Source organism: Paeniglutamicibacter sp. GQ140 (genome assembly GCF_059759235.1).
Genome location: NZ_JCAXDW010000004.1, coordinates 170,537 through 185,801, shown reverse-complemented (window position 1 = coordinate 185,801; position 15,265 = coordinate 170,537). Strand labels below are relative to the sequence as shown.

Annotated in this window: 16 protein-coding genes, 6 tRNA genes and 1 riboswitch; of the genes, 15 read left to right on the top strand and 7 right to left on the bottom strand. The window is 67.1% G+C overall.

Annotation, left to right across the window (positions count from 1 at the left end; all coding sequences use genetic code 11):
• Positions 1-58: 58 nt before the first annotated feature.
• The 6 genes from AC6CHY_RS07590 to AC6CHY_RS07565 form a co-directional block, all read right to left on the bottom strand.
• Positions 59-134 (bottom strand) — tRNA-Gly (locus tag AC6CHY_RS07590).
• A gap of 34 nt (positions 135-168) precedes the next feature.
• A tRNA-Val gene (locus tag AC6CHY_RS07585) sits at positions 169-240 on the bottom strand.
• Positions 241-391: 151 nt separating this feature from the next.
• Positions 392-464, bottom strand: a tRNA-Gly gene (locus AC6CHY_RS07580).
• A gap of 34 nt (positions 465-498) precedes the next feature.
• Positions 499-570: transfer RNA gene (locus AC6CHY_RS07575), tRNA-Val, on the bottom strand.
• A 23-nt stretch (positions 571-593) separates the two neighbouring features.
• Positions 594-664: transfer RNA gene (locus AC6CHY_RS07570), tRNA-Cys, on the bottom strand.
• 63 nt (positions 665-727) lie between these two features.
• Positions 728-800 (bottom strand) — tRNA-Gly (locus tag AC6CHY_RS07565).
• A 210-nt stretch (positions 801-1,010) separates the two neighbouring features.
• On the opposite strand from AC6CHY_RS07565, the gene AC6CHY_RS07560 reads away from it, so the two are divergent.
• From AC6CHY_RS07560 to AC6CHY_RS07495, 14 genes are all read left to right on the top strand, one after another.
• Entirely contained in the window at positions 1,011-1,862 is an 852-nt protein-coding gene (locus AC6CHY_RS07560; protein WP_498226360.1) for a PD-(D/E)XK nuclease family protein, read from the top strand.
• A gap of 116 nt (positions 1,863-1,978) precedes the next feature.
• Positions 1,979-2,554, top strand: a complete 576-nt coding sequence (gene def / locus AC6CHY_RS07555) for a peptide deformylase (protein ID WP_217391025.1) — start codon at positions 1,979-1,981, stop codon at positions 2,552-2,554.
• Entirely contained in the window at positions 2,551-3,489 is a 939-nt protein-coding gene (gene fmt / locus AC6CHY_RS07550; RefSeq protein ID WP_498226358.1) for a methionyl-tRNA formyltransferase, read from the top strand. Before def ends, fmt begins: the two co-directional genes overlap by 4 nt.
• Entirely contained in the window at positions 3,486-5,039 is a 1,554-nt protein-coding gene (locus AC6CHY_RS07545) for an RsmB/NOP family class I SAM-dependent RNA methyltransferase (RefSeq protein WP_217391023.1), read from the top strand. The genes fmt and AC6CHY_RS07545 overlap by 4 nt, the downstream gene beginning before the upstream one ends.
• 34 nt (positions 5,040-5,073) lie before the next feature.
• Positions 5,074-5,745 (top strand): ribulose-phosphate 3-epimerase, encoded by a 672-nt coding sequence (rpe, locus tag AC6CHY_RS07540; RefSeq protein ID WP_498226356.1) that lies wholly within the window; start codon positions 5,074-5,076, stop codon positions 5,743-5,745.
• Between the two features lie 21 nt (positions 5,746-5,766).
• A riboswitch (FMN riboswitch) is annotated at positions 5,767-5,912 on the top strand.
• A 154-nt stretch (positions 5,913-6,066) separates the two neighbouring features.
• Positions 6,067-6,768: a nicotinamide riboside transporter PnuC gene (gene pnuC, locus AC6CHY_RS07535; protein WP_217391021.1), complete on the top strand. Its 702-nt coding sequence runs from the start codon at positions 6,067-6,069 to the stop codon at positions 6,766-6,768.
• A complete protein-coding gene (gene ribD / locus AC6CHY_RS07530) occupies positions 6,768-7,820 on the top strand; it encodes a bifunctional diaminohydroxyphosphoribosylaminopyrimidine deaminase/5-amino-6-(5-phosphoribosylamino)uracil reductase RibD (protein ID WP_217391020.1) in 1,053 nt (350 codons plus the stop codon). The genes pnuC and ribD overlap by 1 nt, the downstream gene beginning before the upstream one ends.
• A gap of 11 nt (positions 7,821-7,831) precedes the next feature.
• Positions 7,832-8,464, top strand: a complete 633-nt coding sequence (locus tag AC6CHY_RS07525; RefSeq protein ID WP_217391019.1) for a riboflavin synthase — start codon at positions 7,832-7,834, stop codon at positions 8,462-8,464.
• Positions 8,461-9,744, top strand: coding sequence for a 3,4-dihydroxy-2-butanone-4-phosphate synthase (ribB, locus tag AC6CHY_RS07520; protein ID WP_217391018.1), 1,284 nt, complete (start codon positions 8,461-8,463; stop codon positions 9,742-9,744). The genes AC6CHY_RS07525 and ribB overlap by 4 nt, the downstream gene beginning before the upstream one ends.
• Positions 9,741-10,223: a 6,7-dimethyl-8-ribityllumazine synthase gene (gene ribH, locus AC6CHY_RS07515; protein WP_217391017.1), complete on the top strand. Its 483-nt coding sequence runs from the start codon at positions 9,741-9,743 to the stop codon at positions 10,221-10,223. The genes ribB and ribH overlap by 4 nt, the downstream gene beginning before the upstream one ends.
• 232 nt (positions 10,224-10,455) lie before the next feature.
• The gene (locus AC6CHY_RS07510; protein WP_217391016.1) at positions 10,456-10,719 is read left to right on the top strand and encodes a phosphoribosyl-ATP diphosphatase; all 264 of its coding nucleotides are present in this window, start codon (positions 10,456-10,458) and stop codon (positions 10,717-10,719) included.
• 108 nt (positions 10,720-10,827) lie between these two features.
• Positions 10,828-11,676, top strand: a complete 849-nt coding sequence (hisG, locus tag AC6CHY_RS07505) for an ATP phosphoribosyltransferase (protein ID WP_217391015.1) — start codon at positions 10,828-10,830, stop codon at positions 11,674-11,676.
• Positions 11,677-11,746: 70 nt separating this feature from the next.
• Positions 11,747-12,517, top strand: coding sequence for an imidazole glycerol phosphate synthase subunit HisF (hisF, locus tag AC6CHY_RS07500; protein WP_217391014.1), 771 nt, complete (start codon positions 11,747-11,749; stop codon positions 12,515-12,517).
• Positions 12,492-13,268 carry a GNAT family N-acetyltransferase gene (locus AC6CHY_RS07495; protein ID WP_217391013.1) on the top strand — a complete coding sequence of 259 codons (777 nt, stop codon included), beginning with the start codon at positions 12,492-12,494 and terminating at the stop codon, positions 13,266-13,268. The genes hisF and AC6CHY_RS07495 overlap by 26 nt, the downstream gene beginning before the upstream one ends.
• 44 nt (positions 13,269-13,312) lie before the next feature.
• Here AC6CHY_RS07495 and AC6CHY_RS07490 read toward each other — a convergent pair whose 3' ends face one another.
• Positions 13,313-13,948 (bottom strand): TetR/AcrR family transcriptional regulator, encoded by a 636-nt coding sequence (locus tag AC6CHY_RS07490; protein ID WP_217391012.1) that lies wholly within the window; start codon positions 13,946-13,948, stop codon positions 13,313-13,315.
• Positions 13,949-14,149: 201 nt separating this feature from the next.
• On the opposite strand from AC6CHY_RS07490, the gene AC6CHY_RS07485 reads away from it, so the two are divergent.
• Positions 14,150-15,232: an agmatine deiminase family protein gene (locus AC6CHY_RS07485; RefSeq protein WP_498226352.1), complete on the top strand. Its 1,083-nt coding sequence runs from the start codon at positions 14,150-14,152 to the stop codon at positions 15,230-15,232.
• The last annotated feature ends 33 nt before the right edge of the window (positions 15,233-15,265 follow it).

The following is a 15,265-nucleotide window of genomic DNA, read 5'->3' as shown; positions in this document are numbered from 1 at the left end:
CGGAGGGATGTTAAACAAGTAGATCGTGTGATTTGGAGAAATCACACGATCTACTTTTTGGAGTGGACAACGAGGTTCGAACTCGCGACCTCAACCTTGGCAAGGTTGCGCTCTACCAGCTGAGCTATGTCCACGTGAATAATCAATACCTAAAGTATAGACTCTTCGTGGGCGATACTGGGTTCGAACCAGTGACCTCTTCCGTGTCAGGGAAGCGCGCTACCGCTGCGCCAATCGCCCATTATGGGATGTTGCACCTGAACTATAGCTTGGATTCGCGATCTGCAAAATGGCAATCCACTTATTCATTCAGGTACTGCGGGTGTTTCCCACAGGGAAACAGCAAAGAACAAGGACCCCTCTTCAAAAAGAATTGAGGCCCGATCTTCAGAGTGGACAACGAGGTTCGAACTCGCGACCTCGACCTTGGCAAGGTCGCGCTCTACCAGCTGAGCTATGTCCACGTGAAAAACCAACACACCAGGTGCGGATTATTCGTGGGCGATACTGGGTTCGAACCAGTGACCTCTTCCGTGTCAGGGAAGCGCGCTACCGCTGCGCCAATCGCCCATACTTCTTGCACAATTCCTACGAGGTGGGGACGGGATTCGAACCCGCGTAAACGGCTTTGCAGGCCGGTGCCTCGCCTCTCGGCCACCCCACCATAACCATTTGGTAAAATACCTCCTGGTTAGATCGGCAAAGCCGATCCGGTGATACAAATGCGAGTGGACAACGAGGTTCGAACTCGCGACCTCGACCTTGGCAAGGTCGCGCTCTACCAGCTGAGCTATGTCCACATGAAAGAAGCGCAATCCGCCTGGAATGTTTCCGTTCCGTTTGGCTGCGTTCCAACGAGTAAAAACTCTATACGACGTTTCACCAAAGTTCCAAATCGGCGCATTCCTGCGCCGACATGCAGGAAAGATCCTTGTGATCCCGCGGTTTTTGACTGGCCCGGAAACTCCCGAAGGCGGCAAAACGTCGCCGGAACGTGGAAAAATCTTCATATGACTTCACCAGCATTGGCCCAACAGACCGAATTCGGGCGCATGTATTCGAGAAAAATCGGCGCACTTCCGGAGGTTCCGTCCATCACCACTGTCATCGGGCAGGAAAAAATGGACATGGACGGTTGGATAGGTCACATGGCCGCCACGGCTGTGGTGCAGGACGCCAGGCTGGGCGACGCCGTCGGGAACTCCGCCAAGCTCAAGGCGCTGGCACGCCAGGCCTCAAGCGCTGCCGCGGACTACCGTGACCTAGCGGCGGCCCGAGGGGACCGGGTGCACCAATATTGCGAGCAGATAGCGTTGCGTGCCATGGGAAGGCCGCACCAGGCTGCCCAGGCCCGCGAAGCCCTCATCGCCAACAAGGAGGAAGGCTTTGCCGGGCGCTTTGACGAGTGGTGGGAAACCTACCAGGTGCAGCCGCTGGCCGCCGAGGTGACGGTCTGGAACTCAAGCATCGGGTACGCCGGAACCCTGGACTTGGTGGCCACCATTGGCGGGCGGCTGTGCCTGATCGACTACAAGACCCGCGGCACCAACCGCGATGGCCGGGTCAAGCCCCTGGATCCCAAGGTGGTCATGCAGCTTGCCGCGGGTGCCAAGGCCGAGGAAATGGTCGTTGACCCGGCCGCGGGCACGTGGGAACCGTGGAAATACTCACAGGACCCGATGCTCCTGGGGGTGGCTATCGGCGAAACGGAAGTCCAGACGGTGATGGCCAATCCGGAGGTCCTGCCCGCGTACTGGTCGAAGTTTTGGTCCCTGCGCCAGGTGTGGGGCGCCTCCCAGAGGGTCGGCGATGCAGGGATGGCACTACGGGAAGTGGGTCCGCCTCCGCCACCGGTGGCCTGAGCCGGTCGGTAGACTGGTTGGCAGGGGACAGGTGCGCCGCCAGCTTGGCCGTGCCCGTCCGCCTTCATCCACAGCACATTGCCGGATTCCAGCCGGCCGAAGGGAGACCGGACCGCATGGCCGTCTTAGGAATTCGCATCGTTGGCGACCCAATCCTCCGAACCCGCGCGGACGAGGTCACCGAATTCGGGCCCGAACTGCGCAAGCTCGTCGCCGACATGGACGAGACCATGGAAAACGTCGAGGGTGCAGGACTGGCCGCACCCCAGGTGGGAGTCTCCCTGCGGGTCTTCACCTACCAGATCGCCGGGAACCGAGGGCACTTGATCAACCCGGTGCTGGAGCTGGGCGAGGAGTACCAGGACGACGTGACCGAGGGCTGCCTGTCCATCCCCGGACTGGGCTACCCGGTGCGCCGCCGCCAATGGACCCGGGCCACCGGGGTTGACGTGGACGGTAACCCCGTGGTCGTGGAGGGCGAGGGATTCCTTGCCCGCTGCCTGCAGCACGAGACCGACCACCTCGACGGAATCCTCTACATCGACCGGCTCGAGGGCGAGCTGAAGAAGGACGCCTTCCGCAAGCTGCGCGACACCAGCTACAACTCGGTCGCGGCGAACACCGTGACCAAGCGCAGCTCGGCGCTGGGATCCAGTTTCGGCGCCGGCGCGAGCTTCGGGCGCCAGGCATGAGGGTTCTGTTCGCCGGGACCCCCCAGGTCGCCGTGGCCTCGCTGGATCGGCTCGTGAACGACGGATTCGACGTGGTGGCGGTGCTGACGCGCGAGGACGCCCCGGTCGGGCGCAAGCGCATCATGACCCCGTCGCCCGTGGCGGCACGGGCCGCGGAACTGGGCATCGAGATCATCCACGCCAACCGCATCGACGCGGAAACCCAGGAGCGGATTGCCGCCCTGGACGCCGACATCGCCGCAATCGTCGCCTATGGCGGGCTGGTCCCCGAAAAGGCGCTGGGCATTCCCCGCCTGGGATGGGTCAACCTACACTTCTCCCTCTTGCCCGCATGGCGCGGAGCCGCGCCGGTGCAGCACTCGATCATGGCCGGGGACGACATCACCGGGGCGGTGACCTTCCAACTCGAAAAGGGACTGGACACCGGCCCGGTCTTCGGGACCCTGACCGAGGCGATCGACCCGTCCGACACCGCCGGTGAGCTCCTGGGCCGGCTGGCGGTCTCCGGGGCGGTCCTGCTCTCGCAGACACTCTCGGGCCTGGACGCCGAAGCCCTGGTGGGCGTCCCGCAACAGGGGGAGGGCAGCTACGCGCACAAGCTCACCCTGGCCGACGGCAGGATCGACTGGAGCGCCCCGGCGCTGGCCATCCGGCGCCGGATCAACGGCACCACCCCCGATCCGGGAGCCTGGACGGAACTGGAGGGGCAGCGGTTCAAGATCGGCCCGCCGGTGCCCGCCGAGGACATTGGTTCCCTGGCCCCCGGCCAGGTAATGATTACCGGCGGCAAGCAACCGCGCGTCGTGGTTGGCACCGGATCGCACGGACTTGAACTTGCCCAGGTGCAACCGCCGGGCAAAAAAATGATGAATGCAGCAGATTGGGCGCGGGGCATGCTCGCGTCTGGAACCGTGGATGAGGTGAAATTCGCATGAGCGAATTCGGACAGGGACGTTCCGACCGTCCGCGACGCAGCGAACCGAACCGCGGCGGTGGCCAGGAACGTCGCAACGACGCCGGACGCACCCGCAACCGCGGGGGATCCGCGCCACGCCAATTCAGTGCCTCCGCGCCCTCGGCGCGCAACCGCCGTGCCGACCAGGCCCGGCTGACGGCCTTCGAGGTGCTGCGCGCCGTTGCCGAAAACGACGCCTACGCCAACCTGGTGCTCCCGGCCCGGATCCGCGAACACCGCCTCGACCGGCGCGACGCCGGCTTCGCCACCGAACTCACCTACGGGGCCCTGCGTGGCCAGGGACTCTACGACGCGATCCTGGCCCGCTGCGTTGACCGGCCGCTTGACCAACTGGACCCGGCCGTCCTCGACGCCCTGCGCCTGGGGGCCCACCAGCTGCTGGCCATGCGCGTGCCCAGCCACGCGGCACTTGACGAGACCGTGTCGCTGGCGCGCATGGTGATCGGCGCCGGCGCGTCCGGGCTGATCAATGCGGTGCTGCGCAAGGTCTCGCTGAAGGACCTTGACACCTGGAGCGGGGAACTCGTCGCCGGGATCGCCGATGAAAGCGCGGCGGCGGCCCTGGTGCATTCGCACCCCGAATGGATCGTGCGGGCACTGCGCCAGGCGCTGGTGGCCCACGGCCGCGACGCCTCCGAAATCACCGACCTGCTCATCGCCGACAACCTGGCCCCGGTCGTCAACCTCGTGGCGCTGCCCGGCGTCGGCTCGCTGGACGAGGCCCTTGACGCGGGCGCGGAGCCCGGGACCCTGGTGGCCGATTCGGCCTACTACCAGGGCGGGGACATCGCCCGGCTTTCCTCGGTGCGCGCCGGAAGCACCCGCGTGCAGGATGCCGGCTCCCAGCTGGTCGCCCGCGCCCTGGCCCGGGTGGCGCTGCCCGATGACGGCGAGGACACCTACTGGCTGGACCTGTGCGCCGGCCCCGGCGGCAAGGCGGCACTGTTGGCCGCCCTGGCGGCCGAGCACGGCGCGAAGCTCACCGCCAACGAACCCGCCCAGCACCGCGCCGAACTGGTCAACAAGGCCCTGGTGGCCATCGACCCCGAGACCTGGATGATCTCGGTGCGCGACGGGCGCGAATACGGCGAAACCGAATACGCCGGGGGCTATGACCGGATCATGGTCGACGCACCGTGCTCGGGCCTTGGCGCGCTGCGCCGCCGCCCCGAATCCCGGTGGCGCAAGAGCCCCCGCGACGTCGCCGAGCTGACGATCCTGCAAGGAGAGCTCCTGGACGCGGCACTCAGCGCCGTGCGCGTGGGCGGCGTGGTCGCCTACGTGACCTGTTCGCCGCACCCGGCGGAAACCGTTGCTGTGGTCGATGACCTGCTGGCCCGGAACAAGAACGCCAGGTTGCTGGACACCGGGGCGGCCCTCGAATCCGCCGCCCTGCCGGGACTCGCATCCGCCGCCCGCGCCGTGGGCGAGGGAAGCACCATCCAGCTGTGGCCGCACATCCACCGCACCGATGCCATGTTCATGGCGCTGTTCACCCGCACCGCCTAGACCCGCCGGTCCGCCCGGCAAGCAGAAGGAATCCATGCGTACCTGCCAGATCAACCCGTCGATCCTCTCGGCGGACTTCACCAACCTCGAACGCGAACTCACCCGCATCCACACCGCCGACGCGGTGCACGTCGATGTCATGGACAACCACTTCGTGCCCAACCTGACCATCGGCCTGCCGGTGGTGCAGCGGCTGGCCGAGGTCAGCGCGTTGCCGCTGGATGTGCACCTGATGATCAGCGACGTGGACCGGTGGGGCCCGGGCTACGCCGAGGCGGGCGCGGCCTCGGTCACCTTCCACGCCGAGGCCTCCGCCGCGCCGGTCAAGCTGGCGCGGGACCTTCGGGCCGCCGGCGCCCGCGCGGCGATGGCGCTGCGCCCGGCCACGCCCATCGAGCCCTACCTGGACATGCTGCCGGAACTGGACATGGTGCTGCTGATGACCGTCGAGCCCGGATTTGGCGGGCAGGCATTCCTGGACCTCGTGCTGCCCAAGATCCGCCGGGCCCGGCGTGCCATTGACGGAACCGGCCTGCCCATCGCGCTGCAGGTCGACGGAGGGGTCACCCGCGAGACGATCCTGCGCGCGGCCGAGGCCGGGGCGGACGTCTTCGTGGCCGGCTCCTCGGTGTACGGGACCGAGGACCCCGCCGAGGCGGTAGTCACATTGCGAAATCTCGCGGCACGGACACCCGTTTCCATGTAATACTAAGAGCTACAACTACACAACGTGCTCCGGGGTCGGTGTAAGTCCGAACCGGCGGTTATAGTCCGCGACCCAAGCCAAACGGATCCCTCCGGGGATCTTGAAGCCTGGTTGAACTGGTGAAATTCCGGTACCGACAGTTAAAGTCTGGATGGGAGAAGCACGTACACGCAACACCAGCGCTCTCGCGAGTGCGAAAGGCGCGGACCGAAGGAAATCCAAGCGATTTCCCCGAATCCTGAACCTTCGCCAGTGGGTCGGCCCTGAAGGTGGAACCGTCGTATCGAACCCCCGGAGCCATCGCGGCTTGACAGGAGGACGATGGATTTTCTGCGGTGGCTCATTGAAGCTTTCAATTCTTACATCACGGTAGGCAGCAGCGCGCTGCTCGTACGCGAAGTGGTGGGCAACGTCTTCGGACTTGCCTCCGCCCTGGGCGGCATCCGCCGCAAGGTCTGGGCGTGGCCCGTCGGCATCGTGGGCAACATACTGCTCCTGACAGTGTTCCTGGGCAGCATCTTCGGCAACGACCAGACCGCCAACCTGCTCGGCCAGGCCGGACGCCAGGTCATGTTCATCGCCGTGTCCTTCTACGGCTGGAAACGGTGGAAATCGAGCCGGGCATCCGGCGCCGGCGCCGTCACCCCGCGCTGGGCCACCGGCACCGAGCGCCTGTCCCTTGCCGCAATCATGATCATCGGCACCGTCGCACTGACCCCGATCTTCGGAGCCCTGGGATCCTACGCACCCGTCTGGGCCGATGCCTGGACCTTCGTCGGTTCCCTGCTGGCCACCTACGGCATGGCCAAGGGGCTGGTCGAATTCTGGCTGATCTGGGTCCTTGTCGACGTGGTCGGGGTGCCGCTGCTCTTCAGCGCCGGATACTTCGCCAGTGCCTTCATGTACCTCTTCTACGGGTGCTTCACGCTCGTGGGGTTCTTCATTTGGTGGAAGGCCAAGAACGACGCCAAGCCAAGCATTGAAACCGAGATGCCCGACCCGAGGGTGAAGGTGAAGGGCTGATGCAATCCTCACGGGCACTGGCCGCGATGCGGCTCTCCCTTGAACTGGCACGCCGCGGCACCCGCGGCGCAAACCCCTTGGTCGGAGCCGTCATCATCGACCCGGAGGGGGCGATCCTGGCCACCGGGTACCACCGCGGCGCCGGCACCCCGCACGCCGAGGCCGACGCGCTGAACCGCCTGGGCGCCATCGACCCGGCGGCGGCCCGCGCAGCGACCATGCTGGTCACCCTCGAGCCCTGCAACCACACCGGACGCACCGGCCCCTGCTCCCGCGCCATCATCGACGCCGGCATCGGCAACGTGGTCTTCGCCGTCGCCGATGGCGGCGCGGAGGCCGGCGGGGGAGCGCAGACGCTGCGCGCGGCGGGAGTCAACGTGTCCCAGGGACTGCTGGAGGCCGAGGCCACCGAGCTGAACCACCGCTGGTTCGCCGCGCGCGCCGCCAACCGGCCCTTCACCACGCTGCACCTGGCCCAGACCCTCGACGGGAGGATCGCGGCCAAGGACGGGACCAGCCAATGGATCACCTCGCCGCGTTCGCTGCTCCACGCCCACGAGGTCCGCTCCCGGGTGGGCGCGATCGTGGTGGGAACCGGAACAGTGATGGCCGACAACCCCCGGCTGAACGCCCGCGACGAACACGGCGAGCCCCTCGGCTCCCAGCCGCGGCGCATCGTCATGGGGCGGCGGGACATCCCCGCGGACGCCGCCCTGAAGGCCGACGGGAACTGGGAACAAATCCGCTCCCGCGACCCGCACGAGGTCCTGGCGCGGATCGCGTCCCGGGGCATCGGCCACACCCTCATCGAGGGCGGCGCCTCCATTGCCACCGCGTTCCTGGCCGCGGACCTCGTCGACGAGATCTTCCTCTACCAGGCACCGATCTTCCTGGGCTCCGGCCGCGGCAGCGTGGGGGAGCTGGGTGTCGACACCCTCGCGGCCGCCCGGCGCTTCCGCCTGGACGCCGTGGACGGGGAGGCGGTGCGCATCCTGGGCCCCGACACGCTCACCCATCTTGAACCCATGCCGACCGGCACCGACACACTTTAAGGAATCCACTCATGTTCACCGGAATCATCAGCGGCATGGGCCGCATCGAGGCAATCGACGCGACACCGGAAACCGACTCGGTCATCCTGCGCATCACTGCCCCGAACCACACCGAGAACCTGGAGCTGGGCGGCTCCATCGCCGTCAACGGCGTCTGCCTGACCGCCACGTCCATTGCCGGGGACACCCTGTCCCTGGACGTGATGGGCGAGACCCTGCGCCACACCACCATCGGCTCGCTCGCCCGGGGCGAGGACATCAACCTGGAACGCTGCGTGCAGGCCGGCGGCCGGCTCGACGGCCACGTCGTGCAGGGCCACGTCGACGGGGTCGGACGCCTCCTGGAGCACGAATCCCTGGGCGCCTGGGACCGCTTCCGCTTCTCCATCCCCTTCGACCTGGCCAGGTACGTGGCCAGGAAGGGATCCATCGCGATCGACGGGATCTCCCTGACCGTCACCGACGTCTCGGACGCACACGAAAAGGAGCAGTGGTTCGAGGTCGGGATCATTCCCACGACACTGCGCGAAACCACGCTGGGCCAGCGCGTGCCCGGCTCCGCGGTCAACCTGGAAGTGGACGTCATGGCCAAGTACGCCGAGCGTCTTGCATCATTCAACAACATCGAAAGCAGCGCATCATGAGCACCGATTCCATACGCCTGGATTCCATTGACGCCGCGATCAGCGCCATGGCTGCCGGCCAGGCCGTCGTGGTCGTCGACGACGCGGACCGCGAAAACGAGGGCGACATCATCTTCGCCGCCGAGTTCGCCACCCCGGAGCTGATGGGCTGGACCATCCGCCATTCCTCGGGCGTGGTGTGCACCCCGATGGACGGGGACCGGGCCGACGCCATGGGCCTGCCGCCCATGGTGGAAGACAACCAGGATGCCAAGGGCACCGCGTACACCGTCTCCTGCGATGCCGCACACGGGGTCAGCACCGGCATCAGCGCCGCCGACCGTGCACTGACCTCCCGCATCCTGGCTGATCCGGCCTCCGGTCCCGACCTGATCACCCGCCCGGGACACATCTTCCCGCTGCGCGCGGTCGATGGCGGGGTGCTGGTGCGCCGCGGCCACACCGAGGCCAGCGTCGATTTGTGCAAGGCCGCGGGCCTGGAGCCCGTCGGGGTCATCGCCGAGATCGTCCACGACGACGGATCGATGATGCGCCTGCCCGAGCTGCGCGAGTTCGCCGACCTGTGGAACATCCCCCTGATCAGCATCGAGGACCTGGCCGCCTGGCGGGCCACCATGGACGCCGAGCCGGCGGTGGGCACCAGTGCCGCCGCGGTGCAGGGCGGGCCCGAGGTCAGGGTCCCCACCCCGCACGGCGAGTTCATGGTCCGCGCCTGGCGTGAACGCGGCAGCGGCACCGAGCACCTTTCGCTCAGCGCAGCGGGGCCCGACGGCACCATGCCGGTCGAACCGCTGGTGCGCGTGCATTCGGAGTGCCTCACCGGCGACGTGTTCGGCTCCTACCGCTGCGACTGCGGGGAGCAGCTCGCCGCCGGGCTGGAGGCCATCAACGAATACGGCGGGGTGCTGGTCTACCTGCGCGGCCACGAGGGCCGCGGCATCGGGCTGGCCAACAAGATCCGCGCCTACGCGCTGCAGGACGGCGGAGCCAACACCGTGGCCGCCAACGAGCAACTGGGCCTGCCCGTCGACGCACGAAACTACGACGCGGCCGCGGCCATCCTGCACGCGCTGTCCATCCAACGCATCCGGTTGATCACCAACAACCCGCTGAAGGAAGAATGGCTGGAGCAGGCGGGGATCGCCGTTTCCGAACGCGTCCCCACCCGCGTGGCCGCGCGCCCCGAAAACCTTGAGTACCTGCGCACCAAGCAAAACCTGATGAACCATTCACTGCAATTGCCAACCACCGAAAACACCAACCCAGGAGTGAAATCATGAGCGGACACGGAGCACCCCTCGTCGGGGCCAGCGAATTGGCGGCCGCCGGCGAAGCCGGCATGCGCGCGGTGATCGTCGCTGCCAGCTGGCACACCCAGATCATGGACGGCCTGCTGGACGGCGCCCTGCGCGCCGCCGCCGACGCCGGGATCAAGACCCCCGAGGTCATCCGCGTCCCGGGCACCTTCGAGCTGCCCGTTGCCGCGGCACGCCTGGCGCATTCCTACGACACCGTCATCGCCCTGGGCGTGGTCATCCGCGGCGGAACCCCGCACTTCGACTTTGTCTGCCAGGGTGCAACCATGGGCCTTACCGACGTCTCGGTGCGCACCGGCGTACCCGTGGGCTTCGGCGTATTGACCTGTGACAACGAGGAGCAGGCCATTGCCCGTGCCGGCCTGGAGGGGTCGGTTGAGGACAAGGGCTACGAGGCCATGAGCGCCGGGCTGCAGACCGCCGTCGCGCTGGCCCGCCGCTAGCAGGACCCTTCACGCCGCCGCCCGCACCGCCGGTTCCCGCATGGCGGGACACGTACCGGGGGAGCGGGCGGCGGCGTGTTTATCGGTGCCCGGCAGGTGGACACGGGCCGCATGCGCCCGGCGCGCGGAAGCCGGGACAGGGCCGCGTCATCTTCGCCCGAAGCCGCGAGTCCTTCGTCACATTGGGGGCGCGGTTGTGAATGCGGACAACGGGCCAAGATACCCTGACTATGTGAAAACTTTTGACACTCTCTTCGCCGAGCTCTCCGAGAAGGCCAAGACCCGCCCCGAAGGTTCGCGTACGATCGCCGAACTGGATTCCGGCGTTCATGGCATCGGAAAGAAGATCGTGGAGGAAGCCGCCGAAGTCTGGATGGCTGCCGAATACGAGTCCGACGAGGCCACCTCCGAAGAAATCTCCCAGCTGCTCTACCACCTCCAGGTGATGATGCTTGCCAAGGGGCTGACTCTGCAGGACGTTTACAAGCATCTCTAGCCGCCGCATCCGGGATGTTTTCCCCTCCCGCGCAGCGGTGGCCAACAAGCACCAATTTGTTGTCCTATGCCGTAACACCCCCACAAAGTCTGAAAAGAGAACCGCACCATGTTGCGAGTAGCACTTCCCAACAAGGGAGCCCTGTCCGAAATCGCCTCGACCATGCTGTTGGAGGCCGGATACGTCCAGCGCCGCGACAACCGCGAACTGGTCATGGTCGACCCCGACAACGACGTGGAGTTCTTCTACCTCCGTCCCCGTGACATCGCCGTGTACGTCGGCGGCGGCATCCTCGATGTCGGGATCACCGGACGCGACCTGTACCTGGACGCCGAGGTCAACGACCACGTCGACGAGGTCCTGCCGCTGGGCATCGGGGCCTCCACCTTCCGCTTCGCCGGCCCGGCCGGGGTCTTCACGACCCAGCAGGAACTTCAGGGCAAGCGCATCGCCACCAGCTACGACGCGCTGCTGCGCCAGTACCTGGAAACCAACAACATCGCCGCCGACGTGGTCCGCCTGGACGGCGCCGTCGAGTCCTCGGTGCGCCTGGGCGTGGCCGACGCCATCGCCGACGTCGTGGAAACCGGCAACACCCTCAAGGCAGCCGGCATGGCCGTCTTCGGGGATCCCATCCTGCAGTCCGAGGCAGTGCTCATCGGCCGCACCGGCCGCGCCCCCGCCGGGCTCGAGGTCCTCAAGCGCCGGCTCACCGGCGTGCTGGTGGCCCGCCGCTACGTCATGCTCGACTACGACGTGCGCCGGGACCTGGTCGACGAGGCCACCCGGCTCACCCCTGGCCTGGAGTCCCCGACGGTTTCCCCGCTGCAGGACTCGGACTGGGTTGCCGTGCGCGCCATGGTCAAGAAGAGCCACACCAACAACATCATGGATGAGCTGTACAACATCGGCGCCCGCGCCATCCTTGTCACCAACATCCACGCCTGCCGCATCTAGCAAGGCAACCAAGCGCAGTGCCCCTCGAAGAACAACGCTCTTCACTACTTTTTCCAGGAGTTGATCCTTCATGACTGTTGCGATCCGTGTGATCCCGTGCCTCGATGTGGATAACGGCCGAGTCGTCAAGGGAGTGAACTTCGAGGGGCTGCGCGATGCCGGTGACCCGGTGGAACTCGCCAAGCGCTACAACGCCGCCGGCGCCGACGAGATCACCTTCCTCGACGTCACGGCATCCTCGGGCAACCGGGAAACCACCTACGACGTGGTGGCCCACACCGCCGAGGAAATCTTCATCCCGCTCACCGTCGGCGGCGGCGTGCGCGCCGTGGAGGACGTTGACCGCCTGCTGCGGGCAGGGGCCGACAAGGCCTCGATCAACACCGCGGCGGTCGACCGTCCCGAGGTCATCAACGAGATCACCCGGCGCTTCGGGTCCCAGGTCCTGGTGCTCTCCCTGGACGCCCGGCGCACGGACAACCCGGACGTCGAATCCGGCTTCGAGGTGACCACCCACGGCGGGCGCACCGGCACCGGCCGTTGCGCCGTGGCCTGGGCCAAGGAAGCGGCCGAGCGCGGCGTGGGGGAAATCCTGCTGAACTCGATCGACGCCGACGGCACCAAGGACGGTTTCGACCTGGAAATGATCCGTGCCGTGCGCGCGGAAGTCACCGTTCCGCTGATCGCTTCCGGCGGTGCCGGCGGACCCGAGCACTTCCCGCCGGCCATCGCTGCCGGCGCCGATGCGGTGCTTGCCGCCTCGATCTTCCACTTCGGCCCCGACGACATGATCAAGCAGGTCAAGGACGCCATCCGTGAAGCCGGTTTCCCCGTTCGCTAAACTCGCGTCCCTGGACGAGACCATGTCCGCCGGTTGGCGGGCACTGGAAACGGAAGATGTTTCCGGATGGGTGTGCCGTTTTTCGCACGGCGTGACCCGCCGGGCCAACTCGCTGCTCCCGCTGGCCGGTCCTGCCGACGTCGCCGCTGCCATCGTCGAGGCGGAGAACCGCTATGCCCGTCGCGGGCTGCCGGCGGTGTTCCAGATCAGCCCCGACTGCCGGCCGGGCACCCTCGACGCGACCCTCGCCGCCAGGGGATACGTGCTCGATTCGCCGACCCTGGTCCAGTTCCTGCCCCTGGATGAATCCGGCCACCAGCCGCCCCCGGGCACCGACGCGCGCATCGAGCTTTCTTGCCTGCCCGGCGGGGCCTGGCTTGAGGCCTTCTGGGAGGTCGAGGGACCGCACGACGCCCCGCAGCAAGACACCTCCCGGGCCATCCTGGCCAACACCGATTCCATCTACGCCTCGCTGGTCGTCGATGGTGCCGTCGAGGCCGTGGCCCGGCTGGCCCTGGTGGGGAACCTGGGCGGGATCTATTCCGTGGCCACCCGCGAACCGTTTCGCTCCCGCGGCCACGGCCGCGCGGTGGTGCAGGCACTGCTCGGCGAGGCGTCGAGGCTGAAGCTGGCGGGAGTGTGGCTGCAGGTCGTCGCATCAAATCTCGCGGCCCGCGCACTCTATGAATCCCTGGGCTTTGAAAACGTTTCCCGCTACCACTACCGCGTGGAGCCCGCCGCCCGTCCGTGAGGCCTGGGTGTCATGGAACCCCGGGGGATCCTGCGCCGATGCCTTCAGGAGCTCGTCGCCGGCTCCTGCGGCTGTGCTGAATTCCCCTGCAGCCGGAATCCGGCCAGCAGTATCTCCAGGCCGTATTCGAACGTCCTCCAGGCCCGCTCCGGCACGGCAAGCCCCGCCTCCAGGGCGGCATTCAGGGCACCGGAGTTCTCGTCGGCCGACTCCCAGACCTGGGACGGTGCCGCGGCGTCAAGGGCAGATCCAAGGACAAAGGAATCCAGCACGGTGATCGCGGCCAGCGAGTCCGCCGCCGTGAAGCCGCCGGCGGCGAAGGCACCGGCGAGCCGGTCGTAGACCCGCAGGGTTCCCTCGTCCCGGACGGTATGCGCGGTGAACAGCGGAATCAGCCTCGGGTGCTTGGCATAGGAACGCATATAGCCGGTGGCGATCTGCCGCAAGGTGTTCACCCAATCGCCGTCGGGTTCCGGCAGCTCGATCTCGCCCATGGCCGCCCCGCGCATCATTTCCACAATGTCGTCTTTGGACGCGACGTGGTTGTAGAGCGAGGAGGGGCTGACGCCCATGGCCTTCGCCAGGCCCGGAATCGTGAATTCGCCATTCCTGTCGACCAGGGCCAACGCCGCGTCGGCAATGGCGGGCGCGGATAGCTTGGGGGTGCGCGGGCGGGCCATATAACGTTCCTCCTGGGTCGCGGGAAAGCCGGCAGCACCATTCTAACGAATCAAGTTCGTTTTACCCCTTGCGGAGGGGGTCCCTGGACGCCATAATTAAACGAACCACATTCGTTTATCGTGGCGGTGGTCTCGGTCCGATTCCCCTTCGGCACCCAAAGCAGCACCGTTCACGCACCAAGCACGCGCAGGAGAACCACCATGAACTGGACCATGCCCGCCGAGACCTCGGCCCAGAAACGCGTCTGGATGGCCTTTCCCCACGAGGGCTACACGCTCGGGGACACCGATGCCGAGGCCCACGCGGCGCGCTCGACCTGGGCCAACGTCGCCCACGCGGTGGCAGGGTTCGCCCCGGTCACCATGGTGGTGGACCCGGCCGACGTGGAGATCGCCGCACGCTACCTGGAGGAGCACATCGAGATCCGCACCGCGGAACTCAACGACGCCTGGATGCGCGACATCGGACCCACCTTCGTCACCAACGAGGCCGGCGACGTGGCCGCGGTCGACTGGGTGTTCAACGGCTGGGGCGCGCAGGATTGGGCCGCCTGGGACAAGGACGAAAAGATCGGTGCCAGGGTCGCCGAGTGGGCCGGCGTGCCGCGCATCGCCTCGACGCTGGTCAACGAGGGCGGCGGCATCCATGTAGACGGTCAGGGCACGGTGCTGGCCACCGAATCCGTGCAGCTGGACCCGGGACGCAACCCGGGGGCCACCAAGAAGGAGGTGGAAGCGGAGTTCGCCCGAATCCTGGGCGCCACCAAGGTGCACTGGCTGCCGCGCGGGCTGGCCCGCGACGGCGAGGAGTTCGGGACCCGCGGGCACGTTGACATCGTCGCCACCATCCCCTCCCCGGGCACCGTGCTCATCCACTCCCAGCAGAACCCCGCGCACCCCGACCACGCGATCTGCCGGGACCTGGCCGCCACCTTCCACGGCGCCACCGACGCGAGGGGACGCCACTTCAATGTCATCGAGGTCCCGGCCCCCACCGTCTTGCGCGATGCCGAGGGTTTCGTGGACTACAGCTACATCAACCACCTGGTCGTCAACGACGGCGTGGTCGCGTGCACCTTCGATGACCCGAACGACGATTTGGCCCTGGCCATCCTGGCCGATGCCTACCCGGGGCGCACGGTCGTGGGCGTGGATGCCCGCGAGCTCTTCGCCCGCGGCGGCGGCATCCACTGCATCACCCAGCAGGAACCGATGGCCGCAGGGGCGGCGGCCACGCAGCCGTTCCAATCCGGGGTCCCCGCCGCGGCGCAGGAACGGCCCTGACCCCCGGCCAGGAGCCTTCGCCCGGCACCGCTG

What these genes read in the sequence shown, in the direction of transcription:
- AC6CHY_RS07560 (WP_498226360.1), top strand. Translation starts at nt 1,011, where the DNA reads ATGACTTCACCAGCATTGGCCCAACAGACCGAATTCGGGCGCATGTAT.
- def (WP_217391025.1), top strand. Translation starts at nt 1,979, where the DNA reads ATGGCCGTCTTAGGAATTCGCATCGTTGGCGACCCAATCCTCCGAACC.
- fmt (WP_498226358.1), top strand. Translation starts at nt 2,551, where the DNA reads ATGAGGGTTCTGTTCGCCGGGACCCCCCAGGTCGCCGTGGCCTCGCTG.
- AC6CHY_RS07545 (WP_217391023.1), top strand. Translation starts at nt 3,486, where the DNA reads ATGAGCGAATTCGGACAGGGACGTTCCGACCGTCCGCGACGCAGCGAA.
- rpe (WP_498226356.1), top strand. Translation starts at nt 5,074, where the DNA reads ATGCGTACCTGCCAGATCAACCCGTCGATCCTCTCGGCGGACTTCACC.
- pnuC (WP_217391021.1), top strand. Translation starts at nt 6,067, where the DNA reads ATGGATTTTCTGCGGTGGCTCATTGAAGCTTTCAATTCTTACATCACG.
- ribD (WP_217391020.1), top strand. Translation starts at nt 6,768, where the DNA reads ATGCAATCCTCACGGGCACTGGCCGCGATGCGGCTCTCCCTTGAACTG.
- AC6CHY_RS07525 (WP_217391019.1), top strand. Translation starts at nt 7,832, where the DNA reads ATGTTCACCGGAATCATCAGCGGCATGGGCCGCATCGAGGCAATCGAC.
- ribB (WP_217391018.1), top strand. Translation starts at nt 8,461, where the DNA reads ATGAGCACCGATTCCATACGCCTGGATTCCATTGACGCCGCGATCAGC.
- ribH (WP_217391017.1), top strand. Translation starts at nt 9,741, where the DNA reads ATGAGCGGACACGGAGCACCCCTCGTCGGGGCCAGCGAATTGGCGGCC.
- hisG (WP_217391015.1), top strand. Translation starts at nt 10,828, where the DNA reads ATGTTGCGAGTAGCACTTCCCAACAAGGGAGCCCTGTCCGAAATCGCC.
- hisF (WP_217391014.1), top strand. Translation starts at nt 11,747, where the DNA reads ATGACTGTTGCGATCCGTGTGATCCCGTGCCTCGATGTGGATAACGGC.
- AC6CHY_RS07490 (WP_217391012.1), bottom strand. Translation starts at nt 13,948, where the DNA reads ATGGCCCGCCCGCGCACCCCCAAGCTATCCGCGCCCGCCATTGCCGAC.
- AC6CHY_RS07485 (WP_498226352.1), top strand. Translation starts at nt 14,150, where the DNA reads ATGAACTGGACCATGCCCGCCGAGACCTCGGCCCAGAAACGCGTCTGG.